This is a genomic window from Ornithinimicrobium cerasi (genome assembly GCF_003702705.1).
GTDB lineage: Bacteria > Actinomycetota > Actinomycetes > Actinomycetales > Dermatophilaceae > Ornithinicoccus > Ornithinicoccus cerasi.
This window is the reverse complement of record NZ_QZMN01000002.1, coordinates 77,575-94,726: the sequence shown is the minus strand read 5'-3', so window position 1 is coordinate 94,726 and position 17,152 is coordinate 77,575. Positions and strand designations below refer to the sequence as shown.

Genomic DNA, 17,152 nt, shown 5'->3' with positions numbered 1-17,152 from the left:
TGCACCATGGACCCATGGACCTCACCGTCGTCGGGTGCAGCGGGTCGCTCCCGGGCCCGGACTCGCCCGCCAGCTGCTACCTGGTCACCGCGGAGCACGCCGGCCGCACCTGGCGGATCCTCCTCGACCTGGGCTCGGGCGCTCTCGGTGCGCTGCAGCGGCACACCGACCCGCTCGCGCTGGACGCCGTGGTCCTCTCCCACCTCCACCCCGACCACTGCCTCGACCTCACCGGCCTGCGGGTGCTGCGCGCGCACGGCCCGCGCCCCGCCGAGGGCGACCTGGCGGTGCACGCCCCCGCGGGGGCGGGGGAGCGGATGGCCCGCGCCTACGGCGTCGAGGCACCCGAGCCGATGCGGGGCATGACGTTCTCCGAGCTGCTCGACAGCGTCCCCGTCACGGTCGGCCCGTTCCGCATCACCCCGCACGCCGTCCGGCACACGGTCCCGGCGTTCGGGGTGCGGGTCGAGGCGGACGGCGTGGTCCTTGCCTACTCCGGTGACACCGACAGCTGCCCGGGCCTGCGGCCGCTGCTGGCGGACGCGGACCTGGCCCTCGTCGAGGCCTCCTACCTCGAGGGCCGGGACACCACCCGCGGCGTGCACCTCACGGCCCGTCGCGCGGCCGAGGCGGCCGTGGACGCCGGCGCGCGGCGGCTGGTGCTCACCCACCTGCCACCGTGGACGCGTCCCGAGGAGGCCGTCGCCGAGGCGGCCCCCGTGTGGCGCGGGGAGGTCGAGCTCGCGCGCCCGGACCTCACCCTGACCGTGTAGCCGCCGGGTCGAGGGCTCCCCGGCGTGGGCGGGCGCCCCGGCCACCAGCCGGCCGGGACGCCCGAGGTCGGTCAGTGGGCCGTGCGGAACCCGTGCGGGGTGCTCCGGAAGCTGACGTGGTCGTGGTCCACCCGCCCCGCGACGAGGAGGAGCGCCGCGCCGAGCAGCGCCGGGATCACCACCACCCCCGACGAGCCGGCCAGCAGCCTGCCCCACTGCGGCTCACCGTCGGCGACAGACTGCAGCAGGCCGGAGCTCAGCAGCTGGACTGCGCCGACCAGCAGCAGCATCAGGCCGGCCTCGGTCGCGCGCCGCAGACCCAGCAGGGCCAGCGGCACGAACAGCGCGAGCACGGCGACGGTCATGACCGGTCCACGCGTGTTCCGCGCGAAGAGGTCGAACCGGGCGTCGAGGACCGCCACGACGGCCACCGCGACGGTGACCGCGAGCAGCGTGGGCACCGCGAGGCCGGTCCCGCGCAGGGCGAGCCACCCCAGGGCCCCGGCGGCCACCACCCAGGCCGCCGCCGCCACGGTGGTGAACAGCACGGACTGGTCCTGTGCCGCATACCCCGCCGCGAACACCGCGCCGAGGACGGCGACGAGCAGCAGGACACCTGCCGCGGACCACCGGAGGATCCTGGCCGTGACACGCATGACGCCCACTCCTTCGTCGAAGGGGCGACGCGACCGGCGGACGGGGTGCCGCCGAGGCGGTCGTCCTGCTCCTATCCTACGTCGTAGACCACCTCCGCCGGCGTGTCAGCCGCGTCACACCGCAATCCGCGCGACGCTCCCGCCCGTACCCTCAGACATGGTCCCCGTGTCCCGCGCCGACCGCGCGGACGACGCCGCCCTCCTGGCCGGCCTCGCTCTCGACGACCCCGCCGTCTCGGCGGCCTTCGTGCGACGGTTCCAGGGCGCCGTCTTCGGGCTGGCCGTGGGCATCACCCGTGACCCCGCCCTGGCCGAGGACGTGGCCCAGGAGGTCTTCGTGCGCGCCTGGCGTGCCGCCGGGGGGTATGACGTGCGCCGCGCCTCCGTCCTGACCTGGCTGCTCACGATCACCCGCAACGCGGCGATCGACGCGGTCCGGGCGCGGCGGAGCACGCCCACCGACGACGACCTCCTCGGCCAGCTCGTCCAGGACGCCACCGCGACCGCGCCAGACCTGCAGGAGAGCGCCGTGCACCGCCTCGAGACCGAGCAGGCGGTCCGGCGGCTGCACGCCGTCGCCCCGGAGCAGGCCCGGGCGGTCGTGCTCGCGGTCCTGGGGGGCTGCACCGCCGCCGAGGTGGGCCAGCGCGAGGGGATCCCCCTGGGCACCGCCAAGACCCGTATCCGCACCGGCCTGCGCCGGCTGCGGGCAGTGATGGAGGAGGAGCATGGCTGAGCAGCCGGTACCCCGTGACGACCGGCACGCCGAGGACGACGACCTCGTGGAGGTGGCGCTGGGTCACGCCGACCGTGCCCGGCGCGACGAGGTGACCGCGCACCTGGCGCTGTGCCCCTCGTGCCGGAGGCAGTACGACGAGGTGGCCGACGCGGTCGAGCTGGTCCTGCCCGCCGTCCCCCGCGTCGCTCCGCCGCCCGGTTTCGAGAGCGCGGCGCTGGCGACGCTCGCCGACGCGCGGCGGGGCCAGGCCCTCCCCGCCCCGGACGGCGGCCGGCCGCCGAGCCGCCGGACCGTCCTCTGGGCAGCCGCCGCCGCGGTGCTGGGCGTCGCCGCGGGAGCCGGCGCGACGGCATACCTGACCGGTGAGGGTGACGACACCCCCACCCCTTGGAGCGCGGCCCTGCTCACCGCCGACGGGACCACGGTGGGTTACGCCGCGCCGAGCTACGACGACCGCGGCGACGTGCTCGTCATCGACGTCACCGGCGGGCAGGCAGGTCGGACCTACACCTGCCGGCTGCGCCTGGCCGACGGCTCGAGCAGGGACGTGGGCACGTGGGACCTCTCGGACGACCGACCCAACAGCTGGGTGGTGCCGGTGGCGGACGGCGAGGTCTCCGGGATCGAGCTGGTCGCCGAGAGCGGGCGGACCTGGGCGAGCGCCCGGCTCTGACCCGAGGGTGCCCGTCCAGGGCAATCCCTGCGGCCCGACCGCCCGTATGACCACCATGGACGTCACCACACCGCTCCCAGCCCCCGGCGCGCCCCGCCTTCTCCTGCGCGGCTCCGCCCTCGTGCTCTCCGTCGGCCTCCTCGCCTCCTGCGTGGGGACCGACGACGACCCGGCAGCCGCCCCGACCACCGAGACCATCGCCCCGCAGACCTCCGACGCCGCCACCTCCGACGCCGCCACCTCCGACGCCAGCGCGGACGCGACGACGTCTGACGACGACCAGACCTCGGACGACGACGAGGTGGAGGCCGAGGACGTCACCATCGTCATCGCGGACTTCGAGTACGAGGTGCCCGACTCGGTCGCCCCGGGCGCCGAGATCACCATCCGCAACGAGGACAACGTCGGCCACACGGTCACCTCGGACGACGAGACGACCTTCGACGTGCAGGTAGGCCCCGGCGAGGAGGTCACCATGACCGCGCCCGACGAGGCGGGGGAGTTCCCCTTCTTCTGCCGCCCGCACCCCAACATGAAGGCCACCCTCGTCGTGGAGGAGGGCTGAGATGACCACCGGCCGCGCGGCCACCCGGGCCGACTCCCGCCGTGGTGACGCTCCCGTCACCGGCACCCGGGAGGTCGTGGTGCGTGCCGTCGTGGTCCTCGGGCTGGTCGTCGACGCCTTCGTCCACCTGCGGATGGCTCCGGTGATGGACATCGCGGCGCCCGGCGGGATCGGCGGCGGCAACCTGTTCCGCCTGCAGGGGGCCGTCGCGGCCGCGGTCGCGCTCCTCCTGCTCGTGCTGCCGCGCTGGTGGACCTATGCCCTGGCCGCCGCCGTCGCCCTGTCCGCGCTCGGGCCGGTACTGCTCTACCACTTCGTCGACGTGCCGGCGATCGGTCCGATCCCGTCGATGTACGACCCCCTCTGGTCCCCGGAGAAGGTCGTCAGCATCGTCGGCGAGGCGCTCGCCGCCGGCTTCGCGCTGTGGGGTCTGGCGCTGACGTCGCCACGCCGTGGTCAGCGTTCGCGCAGCCTCGTCCCGCACCATTGAGGTATGCCCCCGCCCGCCGCCTCCTCCAGCACCGTCCCCGCCCCCTCGGGGGTCGACCCGGCGGGTCCTGAGCCCAGCTCCCGGCCGGAGCGGCTGACCCCCGCGGCCGCCGGCGTCGCCGCCGGCGCGGTGACCCTCGGCGTCGCGGAGCTGCTCGCGGCTGCCTGGACGTCGTGGCTGGGGTCGGTGGGCACCCCGTCGCCGCTCCTGGCGGTGGGTGGGGCGTTCGTCGACCGCACGCCGCCGTGGCTCAAGGACTGGGCCGTGGCGACCTTCGGGACGGCCGACAAGCTGGCCCTGGGGATCGGCATGGGTCTCGTGCTCACCCTGGTGTGCGCCGGGCTGGGCGTGCTGGCGGCGCGTCGACGCACCGTGGGGTTGTCCGGCTTCGCGCTGGTCGGGGTCGTGGGCGTGGCCGCCGTGCTCTCCCGGGCGGGAGCCGCACCGCTGGACCTGGTGCCCACCGGGCTGGGGGTGCTGGCAGGCACCTGGGTGCTGTCGGAGCTGCTGCAGCGGCACACCGCGCTGACCCGCGGCGCTGAGCCGGCGAACGGGACTGCCGGGTACCACCGCTCGCGCAGGGTCGCGGCGGGGTCCGCACCCTCGCGGCGCACCCTGCTCGCGACCGCCGGGGGCCTCACCGTCCTCGGCGCCCTGGGCGTGGTCGCGGGCCAGGCGCTCGCCGGGGCCGGCCGCGCCGCCCAGGCGGTGGCCAGGGCCGTGTCGCTGCCCGCCCCGCGACGGCGGGTGACCGTCCCCGCCGGTGCCGTCAGCGACGTCCCCGGCCACTCGGCATACCTGACGCCGAACGAGTCCTTCTACCGGATCGACACCGCGTTGCGGGTGCCCCGGGTGGACCCCGCCGAGTGGCGGCTGCGGGTCACCGGGCTGGTTGACCAGGAGGTGGAGATCACGTATGCCGACCTCCTCGCCGAGGAGCACGTCGAGGCGCTGGTCACGCTCACCTGCGTGAGCAACCAGGTCGGCGGCGACCTCGTCGGCAACGCCCGCTGGCAGGGCTGGCCGGTCCGCGAGCTGCTGGCGCGCGCCGGGGTGCAGCCGGAGGCCGACATGGTGCTCTCGCGCAGCGTGGACGGCTGGACGGCGGGCACCCCGCTCGAGGTGCTCACCGACGACCGGGACGCGCTCATCGCCGTCGCGATGAACGGCGAGCCGCTGCCGCCGGAGCACGGGTTCCCGGTGCGGCTCGTGGTGCCCGGCCTCTACGGCTACGTGTCCGCGACCAAGTGGGTCACCGAGCTCAAGGTGACGAGGTTCGACGCGGACGAGGGCTACTGGACGCCGCGCGGCTGGGCCGAGCGTGGGCCGATCAAGACGGCGTCGCGGATCGACGTGCCGCGGGCGCGGGACACGGTGGGGCCGGGCGAGGTGACGGTCGCCGGTGTCGCGTGGGCCCAGCACCGGGGCGTGACGGCGGTCGAGGTGCGGGTCGACGACGGGCCCTGGCAGGAGGCGCAGCTGCTCGAGGAGCCCAGCGTCGACGCCTGGCGGCTGTGGCGCTGGACCTGGCCCGACGCGACCACCGGCGAGCATGTCCTCAGCGTGCGGGCCACCGACGGGGCCGGCGAGGTGCAGACCGACCTGCCCGCCCCTCCGGCGCCGGACGGCGCCAGCGGCTGGCACACCGTCCGGGTCTCGGTGGGCTGACCGGGGGCCCCACCCGCGCGCCCACCCCGCGCCACCCCGCCCACCTCACCCGGGCGCCCACCCTGCCCGCCCCCACCTCACCCGGGCGCCCACCGCACCTGCGAGCCACCCTGGGAAGGCGCTCTCGTGTCACGGTGGTCGCCAGGGCGTTGCTCGTGACACGACAGCCGCGCACATCGATGGCGGCCAGCGACAGCCGCGCACATCGATCGCATCGCACCCCGTCCGGCGCGCCCGTGATGGCCCCGAGGAGCTCGGGTCAGGGAGCTCGGCTCAGCCGACGGGCTCGAGCTCGGCGGTCTCGGGGACCGTGCTGCCGGCCCGGTCCGCCAGCTCCGCCTGCGCCCCCGGGGAGCGCCGCACGACACGCCCGCCCAGCAGGGCCAGCGCGAGCGCGAGCACGGTCGCGACCACCGTCACCGCGAAGGCCGGGGCGTGCCCGCCGAGGTCGGCGAGGCGTCCGGCGAGGGCGGCGCCCACGGCATACCCGGTCCCGGTGGCGGCGGCGAGGAGCGTCATCGCGGCACCCAGCCGGCGGACCGGCGTGACGCGCTCGGCGAGGGTGAAGGTGGTGATCATCGACGGGGCGACCGCGAAGCCCAGGCCGAGCAGCACCAGGGCCAGCCCGCCCAGCGTGTCGACGGCGAGGAGCGGCAGCGCCAGCAGGACGAGGGCGGCGGCGAACCAGCGCAGGCGCAGGACGTAGCCGTACCGCTCGGGCAGCGCCACGACGGCGAGCCCGGCGAGGACGCTGCCGACCCCCAGGAGCGCGTGGAAGAGACCGGTCAGACCCGGGTTGCCCGCCTGCGTCGTGAGCACCGAGGTGCCGGTCTGGACGGACCCGAAGAGCATCCCGATGCTCAGCTGGGTGGCGCCCAGGACGAGCAGCGCTGGGGTGATCAGGCGCCCCCGCGTGGCGGTGGTGGCGCGGGGTGACGGGCCGACGAGCGCACCGGTCGGGTGGATCGCGAACCAGGTGCCGAAGGCACCGAGCAGGAGGGCGGCCACCACGAGCGAGGTCACCGGGGCGGCCACCGCGGCGATGACGCCGACGAGGGCCGGGCCGAGCACGAAGGACGCCTCGTCCGCCGCGCCCTCGTAGGAGAAGGCGGCGTCCATGACGCGCGGGTCCTGCGACCGCGAGGCGCGGCTGATGGGGCGCCAGCGCACCCGCGCCATGGTGCCCACCTGCGGGACGAAGGCCCCGCCGAGCGCGGCGACGAGGGGGAGCGGCCACCACGCCTCGCCGGCGGTGTGCGTCGCGGTGAGGAGGGCCAGCGCGGCGAGGCCGAGGGTGCCCAGGACGCTCTGCACGAGGAGGACGGAGCGCTGACCGACCCGGTCGGTGAGGGCACCGGCCACCGGGGCACCCACGGCGTTGGCGACGGCCAGCGCACCGGCGGTCGCGCCGCCGGCGGTGTAGGACCCGGTCGCTGCCGAGACGGCGAGGAGGGAGGCGATCTGCGACATCGCCAGCGGGATCCGGCCGACGAAGGCGATCGCGATGTAGAGGGGCCCGGTCAGGGCGAAGAGCTGGTGGTAGGACTGGGTGGGTGACACGGGGGTCGCCTTTCGACAGGTCCGTCGATGGACGTGCGCGCCGTCCCAGCCACCCGGCGCGCGAAACCCTTAGCAACACCTCCAGTGTACGCGGTCTCAGGCGATGATCCGACGCGCGCCGGCGAGCCCGGGCCGGACGCGACCCCGCACCACGTCGTCCCAGGCGGCGGCCAGCCGCTCGGGCACCCCCGCCAGCTGGTCCGCGGGCAGCGAGTAGGGCAGCCGGACCCAGCCGTCCATGCCTCCTGCCGGGGCGAACGCCGGTCCCGCGGCGAGCACGACGCCGTGCGAGCGGGCCGCGACCGCCAGCGCCGTCGAGCCGGGGGAGGGCAGCGCGCACCACAGCGCCATGCCGCCCGCCGGCACACGCACCCGCCAGTCGGGCAGGTGGCGCGCCAGCCCGGCGACCAGCGCGTCCCGGCCCTCGCGCAGGTGGGCGCGACGCTCGGCCAGGATCTCGTCGTACCGGTCCAGCAGGTGGGTCACGACGAGCTGCTCCATGACCGGGGCGCCGAGGTCGAGGCGCAGCCGGCTGGAGGCGAACTCGTCCACGCGCCCGCGCGGCGCCCGCAGCCACCCCACCCGCAGCCCGCCCCACAGGCTCTTGCTGGCGCTGCCGACGGTCACCGCCGTGGGCAGGTGCGCGCCGAGCGGGCCCGGCATCACCTGACCCTCCAGCGACAGGTCGACGAGCGACTCGTCGATCACCGCGACCACGCCGGCGCCGCGCAGCACCCGCGCGACCTCGGCACGCTGCCCGGCGCCCATCAGCGCACCCGTGGGGTTGTGGAAGTCCGGGATCAGGTATGCCGCCCGCGCGCCGCTCGCGCGGACCGCGGCGGCCAGCCCCGGGACGTCCCAGTCCTGGGTGAGGTGGTCCAGGGGGTGGGCGACCAGCCGGGCACCGGCGCCCTGGAGGGCGGCGACGACGTTGGGGTAGGTCGGGCTCTCGACGAGGACCGGCGCGCGGCGTCCGACGAGGGGGCCGCAGGCCGTGGCGACCGCGGCCAGCGCACCGGCCGTGACGAGGACCTGGTCGGCGTCGGTGGGCAGGCCGCGTGCGGTGAACCGGGCGGCGATGCGCTCGCGGAGGGCGGGCAGGCCGCTGGGGTAGTAGCCGGTGCCCTGGAGGTAGGTCGGGAGCTGCTCGAGCGCCCGCTGGTAGGCCTCCACGAGCCCGCTCGGGGCGCCCTGGGCGGTGCAGGTGAGGTCGACGACGCGCCCGTCGTCGCCGAGGCTGCTGGGCGCCAGGAGGTGGTCGACCCGGCCGCCGGGGACGTCCGGGACGCGGGCGACGCTGCCTGAGCCGCGTCGGGTGAGGACGTAACCCTGCTCCCGCAGCTCGGCGTAGGCCCGGGTGACGGTGGTCCGGCTCAGACCGACCGGGCCGGTGAGGTCTCGCTCGGAGGGGAGGCGGGTGCCCTGCGGGATCCGGCCGTCGGCGATGACCTGGCGCAGCGCGTCGGCGAGCCGGGAGTAGGCCGGGGCGTCGCCGCGGTCCACGAGCGGACCGACGAGGGAGGCGACGCGGGTGGCGGTGACGAGACGCGGCATACCCCCAGGGTGGTGGGAAGTGGACTGGGTGTCCATAGCCACCTGAGGGCCACCGGCCGGAAAGTGGCTATGGAGGTGAGGTCCAGTCGCGGGCAGGGTGGGGCTCATGAACGCTTGGTCCATGACCGCCGAGCGGGCCCGCGCCCGCGCCGCCGACCCTCGCCGCCAGCTCACCGGGCACGGGCCGCTGCAGCAGCTACGCGCCGGGCGTCTGGGCCGGCGGCTGCCGCAGCTCGTCGTCGGACTGGTGCTCTACGCCGTGTCGATGGCCCTGCTCGTGCGCGGGACGCTGGGCGTCATGCCCTGGGACGTGCTCCACCAGGGCGTTGCCCGGCACGTCCCGCTGACCTTCGGGCAGGTGGTGATCGCGGTGTCCGTGGTCGTGCTGCTCCTGTGGATCCCGATCCGTCAGGCTCCGGGTCTGGGGACGGTGGCCAACGCCGTGCTCATCGGCGTCGTCGTCGACCCGGCGATCGCGCTCATCCCCGCGGTCGACGGGCTCGCACCCCGGCTGCTGCTGGTCGTGGCCGGGCTGCTGCTCAACGGGATGGCCACGGCGATGTACATCGGCGCGCAGCTCGGTCCGGGGCCGCGGGACGGCCTGATGACCGGGCTCGCGCGTCGCACCGGCCGGTCGATCCGGCTGGTGCGCACCTCGCTCGAGGTGGCGGTCGTGCTGGTCGGGTGGGCGCTCGGTGGCGTGCTGGGCCTGGCGACGGTCGCCTACGCGCTGGTCATCGGGCCGATCACCCAGGCGATGCTGCCGTGGTTCGTCGTGCCGCTGGAGCCGGTCAGCGGTTCCGGAGAGCGTCGATGAGCTCGTCCTTGGTCATCGAGGACCGACCCTGGATGTCCAGCTCTCCGGCCCGGTCCCGCAGCTCCTCGACCGTCCGGTCCTCGTAGCTCTCGGCGTGACCGCCGCGCTCGCCGACCTCCGAGCGGGAGCTGTTGGCGGCCGCGTTGGCGATCCGCGCCGCCTTCTCCTTGCTCGCGCCGTCCTCGCGCAGGGCCTCGTAGACCTCCGGGTCCTTCACGCTGGGGCCGGGATCCTCGCGCTTGCCGTCGTTCCTCGGTGCCATGCCCTCGACGGTATGCCGTGGCAGGCTGGGACGCATGCCGACACCGACCGACCGCCCCACCCGCCTGGGCGTCCAGCTGCAGCCGCAGCACGCCTCCTACGCGCAGCTGCGGGCCGCGGTGCGGCGCCTCGACGAGGCGGGCGTCGACGTGATCTTCAACTGGGACCACTTCTACCCGCTCAGCGGCCCGCCAGATGGCGAGCACTTCGAGTGCTGGACGATGCTGGCGGCCTGGGCCGAGCAGACGGAGCACGCCGAGATCGGCGCGCTCGTGACGTGCAACTCCTACCGCAACCCCGACCTGCTGGCTGACATGGCGCGGACCGTCGACCACATCAGCGCGGGGGAGGACGGCCCGGGCCGGCTGATCCTCGGCATCGGGTCCGGCTGGTTCGAGCGCGACTACGACGAGTACGGCTACGAGTTCGGCACCGCCGGCTCGCGGCTGGACGCCCTCGCCGAGGCGATGCCGCGGATCCGGGACCGCTGGGCACGGCTCAACCCCGCGCCCACCCGTCCGATCCCGGTGCTCGTCGGTGGCGGCGGCGAGCGCAAGACGCTGCGCATCGTCGCCGAGCACGCGACCATCTGGCATTCCTTCTCGGACGTGGACACGCTGCGCCGCAAGCTCGAGATCCTGCGTCGGCACGGCGACGACGTGGGGCGCGACATGAGCGAGGTGGAGGTCTCCACCGCGGTGCGCGGGACCCCGGGGGAGCAGGCGCAGGAGCTGCACGACGCCGGGGCCCGGTTGTTCACGATCAGCGCCGACGGGCCTGACTTCGCGCTCCACGAGCTGGACGCCTGGCTGGCCTGGCGGGATGCGCGCAACGGCTGAGGCGTCGGGGGAACGGCACGGCATACGCTGAGGGCATGACGACCGGCTCCCGCCACGACGGCCGCACCCCCGACCAGCTCCGCGACATCCGCATCACCCGCAACTGGCTCGACCACGCCGAGGGCAGCGTGCTGGTCGAGTTCGGCCGGACGCGGGTGCTGTGCGCCGCGTCGTTCACCGAGGGGGTCCCGCGCTGGCGCAAGGGCTCCGGGCAGGGCTGGACCACGGCGGAGTACGCCATGCTGCCGCGCGCCACGCACACCCGCTCCGACCGCGAGTCGGTCAAGGGCCGCATCGGCGGCCGGACCCACGAGATCAGCCGGCTCATCGGGCGCTCGCTGCGGGCGGTGGTCGACCTCGGGGCGCTCGGTGAGAACACCCTCCAGCTCGACTGCGACGTGCTCCAGGCCGACGGCGGCACCCGCACCGCCGCCGTCACCGGCGCCTACGTCGCCCTGGTCGACGCGGTCGAGGCGGCCCGCGCGAAGGGGCTCATCGCCGCGGACGCCGAGCCGATCACCGGGTCGGTGTGCGCGGTCAGCGTCGGCATCGTCGACGGGGAGCCGGTGCTCGACCTCGACTACGAGGAGGACGCCGGCGCGGACACCGACATGAACGTCGTGATGACCGGGGACGGGCGGTTCGTCGAGCTGCAGGGCACGGCCGAGGGCGTCCCGTTCGACCGGGAGCTGCTCGACGCGCTGCTCGACCTGGCGGCGGAGGGGTGCGCCGAGCTCACGGCGCGCCAGGCCGCGGCCTTCGGCGCCGACGACATGGGGGGCGCCGACGCCCATGAGGTCGGCGCCGACGTCGACCAGGGCCCGCCCACGTGGTGAGCCCGCGGTGAGGGACCCCCGCCTGGTCCTCGCGACGCGCAACGCGCACAAGGTCGTCGAGCTGCGCGAGATCCTCGCGGTCGCGCTGGAGACGGCGGGGCTCGAGCTCGTCGGGCTGGACTCCTTCGACGGGCTCGAGGACGTCGTCGAGTCCGGGGTCACCTTCGCCGACAACGCGCTCATCAAGGCCCGGTATGCCGCCCGCGCCACCGGCCTGCCCGCGCTCGCCGACGACTCCGGGCTGGCGGTGGACGTGCTCGGCGGGTCGCCGGGGGTCTTCTCCGCCCGGTGGGCGGGGCCGCTGGCCGAGATCGCGGGGCTCGACCGCGACGAGGCGAACAACCGGCTGCTCCTGGCCCAGCTCGCCGACGTCCCCGACGAGCACCGGGATGCCGGCTTCGTGTGCGCGGCAGCGCTGGTGACCGCGGACGGGGCGCAGGTGGTGCGCGAGGGACACTGCCGCGGCGTCCTGGCCCGGGCGCCGCGCGGGGGCAACGGCTTCGGCTACGACCCGCTGCTCGTCCGCCCCGACGGCCGGACCCTCGCCGAGCACTCCGCCGAGGAGAAGAACGCGGTCTCCCACCGCGGGCAGGCCTTTCGGGCCCTCGCCGAGGACCTGGTCCACCTCCTGCCGTAGCCCGGACGGTGCGCGTGGGGGCGCGCGCCGGGCACGGCATACCCTTGCCTCGACCTCCCCCCGCACCCAGAGGACCCGCACATGGCGCACCAGTGGCGCGGCGTGATCGCCGAGTACGCCGACCGTCTCCCCGCGACGATCACCGAGCACGTCGTGACCCTGCGCGAGGGCGGGACGCCGCTGATCCCCGCCGAGCACCTCTCGGAGCTGGTCGGGGGGCAGGTCCACGTCAAGTACGAGGGCCTCAACCCCACCGGCTCCTTCAAGGACCGGGGGATGACCGCGGCGATCTCGGACGCCGCACGGAAGGGGGCGAGGGCCGTCATCTGCGCCTCCACCGGCAACACGAGCGCGAGCGCCGCGGCGTACGCGACCAAGGCCGGGATGACGTGCGGGGTGCTGGTGCCGGAGGGCAAGATCGCGATGGGCAAGCTGAGCCAGGCCATCGCCCACGGCGCCACCCTCATCCAGGTCGACGGCAACTTCGACGACTGCCTCACGCTGGCCCGCAAGCTCGCCGAAGCCTACCCCGTCGAGCTGGTCAACAGCGTCAACCCCGCCCGCATCGAGGGCCAGAAGACCGCCGCCTTCGAGGTCGTCGACGCGCTCGGCGACGCGCCCGACATCCACTGCCTGCCGGTCGGCAACGCCGGCAACATCACCGCCTACTGGCGGGGTTACACCGAGTATGCCGATCCCGGCGCCCCGGGCGGCGGCGGCGTGGCACCTGCGACGCGCCTGCCGAGGATGTTCGGCTTCCAGGCCGCGGGTGCTGCCCCGATCGTGCTCGGCCACCCGGTCGACCAGCCGGAGACCATCGCCACCGCGATCCGCATCGGCAACCCGGCGTCGTGGCAGCAGGCCGAGGCTGCCCGGGACGAGTCCGGCGGGCTCATCGACATGGTCACGGACGAGGAGATCCTCACGGCGCACCGCCTGCTGTCGGCACGCGAGGGCATCTTCGTCGAGCCTGCCTCGGCCGCCTCCGTGGCGGGCCTCCTCAAGACGCACGCCGCGGGGCTCGTCCCGGCGGGCTCCACGATCGTCTGCACGGTCACCGGGCACGGTCTGAAGGACCCGCAGTGGGCGCTGCGCGGTGCCGACGGCTCCGACGTGGAGCCGGTCCGGGTCAGCGTCGACGTCGTGAGCGCCGCCGACGCGCTCGGCCTGGAGTGATGGCCGCGCTCGAGCCGGGCCTCACCGTCGAGGTCGGCGTGCCCGCGAGCTCGGCCAACCTCGGCCCCGGCTTCGACGCGGTGGGTCTGGCGCTGGGACTGCTCGACGGGTATGCCGTGGAGGTGCTCCCCCAGTCCGGTCGCCTCCGCGTGCAGCTGGAGGGGGAGGGGTCGCAGGCGCTGCCGACCGACGCGCGCCACCTCGTCGTCGCACGGTTGCGGGAGGCGCTGGAGGCCTGCGGGATCGGCTGGCTGGACGGTTACGGGCTGCGGGTGACCTGCCGCAACGGGATCCCGATGTCGGCCGGGCTGGGGTCGTCCGCGGCGGCGATCGTCGGCGGGCTGGGGCTGGGTTTCGCGCTGGCCCGGGGCGGGGACCTCACCGAGGCCGACCTCGGGCTGGTCAACACCCACGCCGGGATCGCCGAGGGCCACCCGGACAATTCCTCGGCCTCGACCTACGGCGGCCTGACGGTCTCGTGGATGCCCACGTCGAAGGTGGTGCGCACGGCGCGCCCGGTGCTGCACCGGGACGTCGTCCCCGTCGTGCTGCTCCCCTCCGGCGCGCGCCTTGACACGGCCACCGCACGGGCGGTGCTGGGCCCGCAGGTGCCCCGCTCGGACGCGGTGCGACAGGCCGGGCGCTCGGCGCTGCTCGTGCACGCCCTGACCGGCGAGCCCGGTCTGCTGCTCGACGCGACGCAGGACTGGCTGCACCAGGAGCAGCGCCGCCCGGTCTACCCCGTGACGATGGAGGCGGTCGACCGGCTCCGCACCCAGGGCCACGCCGCCGTCGTCTCGGGAGCCGGGCCGACGGTGCTGTGCCTGACCACCGTGGAGCTGGTCGACATCGTCGTCTCCGAGGTGGGCTCGTGGGGCGACGGGTGGCAGGTGCTCGCGCCGGGGGTGCCCACCGTCGGGCTGCACGTCCTCGGCGGGGACGGCGCCCGGGGCTGACCGGGCCGGGGACCGCCTCGGCCCGTGCGTCAGGAGTATCGTCCGATGCGTGAGCCCGCCGGTGAGCACCGAGGAGCGTGTCGAGTCCCTGCTGTGGCCGTTCGTCGAGCGCCTCGTGGAGTCGTGGCAGCTGCCCGGGGTGGCCATGTGCGTGGTGCACGACGGGGACCGTGTCCAGACCAGGGGTTTCGGCGCCCGCGACGTGAGGACCGGCGACCCGGTCACCGAGGACACGTTGTTCCACCTCGCCTCGGTGTCCAAGACGTTCGTCGCGACCGCGGTGCTGCAGCTCGTCGAGGCGGGCGAGCTCGACCTCGACGCGGGTGTGACGGCATACCTGCCCGACCTTTCGTGGACGGACCCGCGCGCGGGGGGCATGACCGTGCGCCACCTCCTGTCCCACCGCTCCGGCCTCGGCGACGTCAGCGACTACGGCTGGCACGAGCCGGAGCTCGACGACGGCGCCCTGGCCCGGTTCGCGGCCCGGGTCGCCGGCTGGACCCTCGAGCGGAACCCCGGCGCCGGGTTCGCCTACTCCAACGCGGCCTACGAGCTGCTCGGCCACCTCGTCGCGACGGTCGCCGGGCGACCGTTCGAGGACGCCGTCAGGGAGCGGGTGCTCCAGCCGGTCGGGATGACGACGAGCACCTTCCTGCGCGCCGACGTGCCGGCCCACCTCGGCGCCCTCCCGCACCTGGGGCTGCCGCCGAGGGTGGTGGACGGGGCCTACCCCTACACCCGTCGGCACGCCCCGAGCTCCACCCTGCACAGCAGCGCCGCCGAGCTGGGCCGGTGGATGGTCGCCCACCTGGCCGGTGGTGCCGGGCTGATGTCACCGCGGAGCCACGAGACCATGTGGACCTCCGAGGGCGGAGCCGGGGGCCAGTGGCACGCCGAGATGGCGCTCGGCTGGTTCCGGGGCACGCACCGCGGGTATGCCGTGGTGAGCCACTCGGGCGAGGACCCGGGGTTCAGCACGAGCCTGGCCATGGTGCCCGAGCGGGGGGTCGGGGTCGTCGTGCTGGCCGACAGCAACACCGCCCCGACCTTCACCCTCACGAAGACGGCGCTCGACGTGCTTCTCGGCCAGGAGCTGGCCGACCCGCCTCTGCCACCGGTCACGGTGCCGCTGGCGCCCGTGCTCGAGAGGTCTGGGGTGACCCCCGCCGCCGAGCTCTACCGCCGGCTCGCGGAGGCGGACGCCGAAGAGGTCGACCTGGACGAGGTCGGGTTCTCGGACGCGGTGTGGGGCGTGATCGAGATGCACCGCACCGACCTGGCCTGGGCGTTGCTGGAGCTGTGGCAGCGCGTCCAGCCGGACTCGGCCCAGATGGAGCTCAACACCGGCTGGGCCCACGAGATCGACGGGCGGCTCGAGGACGCCCGCCGGCACCTGCGCCGGGCGGTCGAGCTGGACCCGGACGACGACGAGGCGACGACGATGCTGGCGCGCCTCAGCGAAGGTCGCGGGGTTTGATCGCGGCGGTCAGGGCCGCGGCGTAGGCGTTCTGGCCGTCCGCGGTGGGGTGGAAGTTGGCAGGGCTGATCCAGGCGTCGGGCGAGTTGGCGCCGTGGCCGCCAAAACGCTTCGTCACGTCGACGTACTGGAAACCGGCCTCGGCCGCCTCCGCGGCGATCACGCTGTTGAGCAGGTCGGCCGCGGCGTTGAGGGCCATCTGCTCCTCCACCGAGGCACCGAGGAAGGCGCCGTACTCGGGGGAGAGGAGGTGCGGATACCCGGTCACCACGACATGAGCGTCGGGGGCCGCCGCGTCGACGGCCGTGTAGGCGTCGTCAAGGAGACCCGGGAGCATGGTGGTGACGGCAGTGCGCGCGGCGGTGATCGCCCCGTCGCACTGAGCGTCGCTCCCGCCGAGGCAGGCGACGACTACTGCTGCCCAGCCGATGTCGTTGCCGCCGATCGAGATGGTCACCAGGTCGGTCTCCGCGTCCAGTGCCCCCAGCTGCGCGTGAATGGTGTTCCCCACCGGTGCGGCGACGGCCCCGGAGCAGGCGGCGAAGTCGTCCAGGTCGATCCGCATCCTCCCGTCCAGCACCTCCGGGTAGGCGAGGGGCGAACGGGCGCACGGCGGGGAGAAGGGGGCGGTCCCGAACCCGGCGGCGTAGGAGTCACCGAGCGCGTCGTAGACGGCGGTGGGTGGCGCCGCCGACGCGCCCGGGGCACCGGCGACGACGAAGGGGACGGCGAGGGCGAGGGCGGCGAGGGCGGGCCTGGCGCGGCGGGCGGGGGTGGTCATGAGCGCACGCTAGACCTCCGGGACCCAGGCTGTCAGTAAACCGCCTGTCCGGCTGCCCGGAGGGATGGCTAGAGTGGCCCCTCGCGCGCCCGTGGTGGAACTGGTAGACACGCAGGATTTAGGTTCCTGTGCCTCGCGGTGTGCGGGTTCGAGTCCCGCCGGGCGCACCCCGACACCACCCTCAGCCCAGGTCGACCCCGAGCTGCTTGGCGAGCGAGGCGACATGACCGGCGGCCTTGACGTTGTACTTGGCCACCTCCAGCACCCCCTGCTCGTCCACGACGAACGTCGAGCGGATGACCCCCACCACGGTCTTGCCGTAGTTCTGCTTCTCGCCGTACGCGCCGTAGGCGGTGAGCATCTCCTTGCTCTCGTCCGAGAGCAGCGGGAAGGGCAGCGACTCCTTCTCCGCGAACTGCGCCAGCCTCGCCGGGGCGTCCGGGGAGACCCCGACCACGGCATACCCCTCCCTGGTGAACACCGCCTCGTTGTCCCGGAAGTCGCAGGCCTGGGTGGTGCAGCCGGGCGTCATCGCGGCGGGGTAGACGTAGATGATGAGCTTGCGCCCGGCGAAGTCGGACAGGCTCACCTCGCGGCCCTGGGCGTCAGGGAGGGTGAAGGCGGGGGCGGGCTGACCTGGCTCAAGACGCGTCATGGGTGTTCCTCCGGGGTTCGTGGGCCGATGTTCTGCGTT

The 17,152-nt window shown here is 74.8% G+C and carries 19 protein-coding genes and 1 tRNA gene; 14 read left to right on the top strand and 6 right to left on the bottom strand.

Going from position 1 to position 17,152, the window contains the following annotated elements; all coding sequences use genetic code 11:
* The first annotated feature begins 14 nt into the window (after positions 1 to 14).
* Positions 15 to 773: an MBL fold metallo-hydrolase gene (locus tag D4B81_RS02385; RefSeq protein WP_122260924.1), complete on the top strand. Its 759-nt coding sequence runs from the start codon at positions 15 to 17 to the stop codon at positions 771 to 773.
* A gap of 71 nt (positions 774 to 844) precedes the next feature.
* Here D4B81_RS02385 and D4B81_RS02380 read toward each other — a convergent pair whose 3' ends face one another.
* A complete protein-coding gene (locus D4B81_RS02380) occupies positions 845 to 1,429 on the bottom strand; it encodes a hypothetical protein (RefSeq protein WP_122260923.1) in 585 nt (194 codons plus the stop codon).
* A gap of 157 nt (positions 1,430 to 1,586) precedes the next feature.
* Between D4B81_RS02380 and D4B81_RS02375 the strand changes: the two genes are divergently transcribed.
* The 5 genes from D4B81_RS02375 to D4B81_RS02355 are packed head-to-tail and all read left to right on the top strand — an operon-like array spanning position 1,587 to position 5,564.
* Positions 1,587 to 2,165 carry an RNA polymerase sigma factor gene (locus D4B81_RS02375; protein WP_097186891.1) on the top strand — a complete coding sequence of 193 codons (579 nt, stop codon included), beginning with the start codon at positions 1,587 to 1,589 and terminating at the stop codon, positions 2,163 to 2,165.
* Positions 2,158 to 2,841: an anti-sigma factor gene (locus tag D4B81_RS02370; RefSeq protein WP_122260922.1), complete on the top strand. Its 684-nt coding sequence runs from the start codon at positions 2,158 to 2,160 to the stop codon at positions 2,839 to 2,841. Before D4B81_RS02375 ends, D4B81_RS02370 begins: the two co-directional genes overlap by 8 nt.
* Positions 2,842 to 2,896: 55 nt before the next feature.
* A complete protein-coding gene (locus tag D4B81_RS02365) occupies positions 2,897 to 3,406 on the top strand; it encodes a cupredoxin domain-containing protein (RefSeq protein ID WP_161964964.1) in 510 nt (169 codons plus the stop codon).
* A gap of 1 nt (position 3,407) precedes the next feature.
* Positions 3,408 to 3,896: a hypothetical protein gene (locus D4B81_RS02360; protein ID WP_202613538.1), complete on the top strand. Its 489-nt coding sequence runs from the start codon at positions 3,408 to 3,410 to the stop codon at positions 3,894 to 3,896.
* 3 nt (positions 3,897 to 3,899) lie between these two features.
* Entirely contained in the window at positions 3,900 to 5,564 is a 1,665-nt protein-coding gene (locus D4B81_RS02355; protein ID WP_122260920.1) for a molybdopterin-dependent oxidoreductase, read from the top strand.
* A 273-nt stretch (positions 5,565 to 5,837) separates the two neighbouring features.
* On the opposite strand, the gene D4B81_RS02350 is transcribed toward D4B81_RS02355, so the two are convergent.
* Together D4B81_RS02350 and yczR are read right to left on the bottom strand one after the other, a co-directional pair.
* On the bottom strand, positions 5,838 to 7,124 hold the full coding sequence (locus tag D4B81_RS02350; RefSeq protein WP_202613537.1) for an MFS transporter: 1,287 nt from the start codon (positions 7,122 to 7,124) through the stop codon (positions 5,838 to 5,840).
* A 96-nt stretch (positions 7,125 to 7,220) separates the two neighbouring features.
* A complete protein-coding gene (gene yczR / locus D4B81_RS02345) occupies positions 7,221 to 8,678 on the bottom strand; it encodes a MocR-like transcription factor YczR (RefSeq protein ID WP_237565762.1) in 1,458 nt (485 codons plus the stop codon).
* A 106-nt stretch (positions 8,679 to 8,784) separates the two neighbouring features.
* On the opposite strand from yczR, the gene yczE reads away from it, so the two are divergent.
* A complete protein-coding gene (gene yczE / locus D4B81_RS17955; RefSeq protein WP_161964963.1) occupies positions 8,785 to 9,495 on the top strand; it encodes a membrane protein YczE in 711 nt (236 codons plus the stop codon).
* Here yczE and D4B81_RS02335 read toward each other — a convergent pair.
* On the bottom strand, positions 9,470 to 9,757 hold the full coding sequence (locus D4B81_RS02335; protein WP_122261111.1) for a DUF7218 family protein: 288 nt from the start codon (positions 9,755 to 9,757) through the stop codon (positions 9,470 to 9,472). The two genes, yczE and D4B81_RS02335, sit on opposite strands and share 26 nt — an antisense overlap.
* A 34-nt stretch (positions 9,758 to 9,791) precedes the next feature.
* Between D4B81_RS02335 and D4B81_RS02330 the strand changes: the two genes are divergently transcribed.
* The 6 genes from D4B81_RS02330 (at position 9,792) to D4B81_RS02305 (ending at position 15,677) form a co-directional block, all read left to right on the top strand.
* On the top strand, positions 9,792 to 10,595 hold the full coding sequence (locus D4B81_RS02330; protein ID WP_122260918.1) for an LLM class F420-dependent oxidoreductase: 804 nt from the start codon (positions 9,792 to 9,794) through the stop codon (positions 10,593 to 10,595).
* Between the two features lie 35 nt (positions 10,596 to 10,630).
* Positions 10,631 to 11,431 (top strand): ribonuclease PH, encoded by an 801-nt coding sequence (gene rph / locus D4B81_RS02325; RefSeq protein WP_122260917.1) that lies wholly within the window; start codon positions 10,631 to 10,633, stop codon positions 11,429 to 11,431.
* A 7-nt stretch (positions 11,432 to 11,438) separates the two neighbouring features.
* Positions 11,439 to 12,068 (top strand): RdgB/HAM1 family non-canonical purine NTP pyrophosphatase, encoded by a 630-nt coding sequence (gene rdgB / locus D4B81_RS02320; protein ID WP_237565761.1) that lies wholly within the window; start codon positions 11,439 to 11,441, stop codon positions 12,066 to 12,068.
* An 81-nt stretch (positions 12,069 to 12,149) separates the two neighbouring features.
* Entirely contained in the window at positions 12,150 to 13,244 is a 1,095-nt protein-coding gene (gene thrC, locus D4B81_RS02315) for a threonine synthase (RefSeq protein WP_122260915.1), read from the top strand.
* Positions 13,244 to 14,200, top strand: coding sequence for a homoserine kinase (locus tag D4B81_RS02310; protein ID WP_122260914.1), 957 nt, complete (start codon positions 13,244 to 13,246; stop codon positions 14,198 to 14,200). The genes thrC and D4B81_RS02310 overlap by 1 nt, the downstream gene beginning before the upstream one ends.
* Before the next feature lie 49 nt (positions 14,201 to 14,249).
* Positions 14,250 to 15,677, top strand: a complete 1,428-nt coding sequence (locus D4B81_RS02305; protein WP_161964962.1) for a serine hydrolase domain-containing protein — start codon at positions 14,250 to 14,252, stop codon at positions 15,675 to 15,677.
* Here the strand turns inward: D4B81_RS02305 and D4B81_RS02300 are convergent.
* Positions 15,655 to 16,458, bottom strand: coding sequence for an SGNH/GDSL hydrolase family protein (locus D4B81_RS02300; RefSeq protein ID WP_122260912.1), 804 nt, complete (start codon positions 16,456 to 16,458; stop codon positions 15,655 to 15,657). The two genes, D4B81_RS02305 and D4B81_RS02300, sit on opposite strands and share 23 nt — an antisense overlap.
* A gap of 85 nt (positions 16,459 to 16,543) precedes the next feature.
* Between D4B81_RS02300 and D4B81_RS02295 the strand changes: the two genes are divergently transcribed.
* Positions 16,544 to 16,625 (top strand) — tRNA-Leu (locus D4B81_RS02295).
* Positions 16,626 to 16,639: 14 nt separating this feature from the next.
* On the opposite strand, the gene bcp is transcribed toward D4B81_RS02295, so the two are convergent.
* On the bottom strand, positions 16,640 to 17,113 hold the full coding sequence (bcp, locus tag D4B81_RS02290) for a thioredoxin-dependent thiol peroxidase (protein WP_122260911.1): 474 nt from the start codon (positions 17,111 to 17,113) through the stop codon (positions 16,640 to 16,642).
* Positions 17,114 to 17,152 lie beyond the last annotated feature (39 nt).

What these genes read in the sequence shown, in the direction of transcription:
- rph (WP_122260917.1), top strand. Translation starts at nt 10,631, where the DNA reads ATGACGACCGGCTCCCGCCACGACGGCCGCACCCCCGACCAGCTCCGC.
- D4B81_RS02380 (WP_122260923.1), bottom strand. Translation starts at nt 1,429, where the DNA reads ATGCGTGTCACGGCCAGGATCCTCCGGTGGTCCGCGGCAGGTGTCCTG.
- D4B81_RS02370 (WP_122260922.1), top strand. Translation starts at nt 2,158, where the DNA reads ATGGCTGAGCAGCCGGTACCCCGTGACGACCGGCACGCCGAGGACGAC.
- bcp (WP_122260911.1), bottom strand. Translation starts at nt 17,113, where the DNA reads ATGACGCGTCTTGAGCCAGGTCAGCCCGCCCCCGCCTTCACCCTCCCT.
- D4B81_RS02310 (WP_122260914.1), top strand. Translation starts at nt 13,244, where the DNA reads ATGGCCGCGCTCGAGCCGGGCCTCACCGTCGAGGTCGGCGTGCCCGCG.
- yczR (WP_237565762.1), bottom strand. Translation starts at nt 8,678, where the DNA reads ATGCCGCGTCTCGTCACCGCCACCCGCGTCGCCTCCCTCGTCGGTCCG.
- D4B81_RS02360 (WP_202613538.1), top strand. Translation starts at nt 3,408, where the DNA reads ATGACCACCGGCCGCGCGGCCACCCGGGCCGACTCCCGCCGTGGTGAC.
- D4B81_RS02365 (WP_161964964.1), top strand. Translation starts at nt 2,897, where the DNA reads ATGGACGTCACCACACCGCTCCCAGCCCCCGGCGCGCCCCGCCTTCTC.
- D4B81_RS02355 (WP_122260920.1), top strand. Translation starts at nt 3,900, where the DNA reads ATGCCCCCGCCCGCCGCCTCCTCCAGCACCGTCCCCGCCCCCTCGGGG.
- D4B81_RS02385 (WP_122260924.1), top strand. Translation starts at nt 15, where the DNA reads ATGGACCTCACCGTCGTCGGGTGCAGCGGGTCGCTCCCGGGCCCGGAC.
- D4B81_RS02300 (WP_122260912.1), bottom strand. Translation starts at nt 16,458, where the DNA reads ATGACCACCCCCGCCCGCCGCGCCAGGCCCGCCCTCGCCGCCCTCGCC.
- D4B81_RS02335 (WP_122261111.1), bottom strand. Translation starts at nt 9,757, where the DNA reads ATGGCACCGAGGAACGACGGCAAGCGCGAGGATCCCGGCCCCAGCGTG.
- thrC (WP_122260915.1), top strand. Translation starts at nt 12,150, where the DNA reads ATGGCGCACCAGTGGCGCGGCGTGATCGCCGAGTACGCCGACCGTCTC.
- yczE (WP_161964963.1), top strand. Translation starts at nt 8,785, where the DNA reads ATGAACGCTTGGTCCATGACCGCCGAGCGGGCCCGCGCCCGCGCCGCC.
- D4B81_RS02330 (WP_122260918.1), top strand. Translation starts at nt 9,792, where the DNA reads ATGCCGACACCGACCGACCGCCCCACCCGCCTGGGCGTCCAGCTGCAG.
- D4B81_RS02375 (WP_097186891.1), top strand. Translation starts at nt 1,587, where the DNA reads ATGGTCCCCGTGTCCCGCGCCGACCGCGCGGACGACGCCGCCCTCCTG.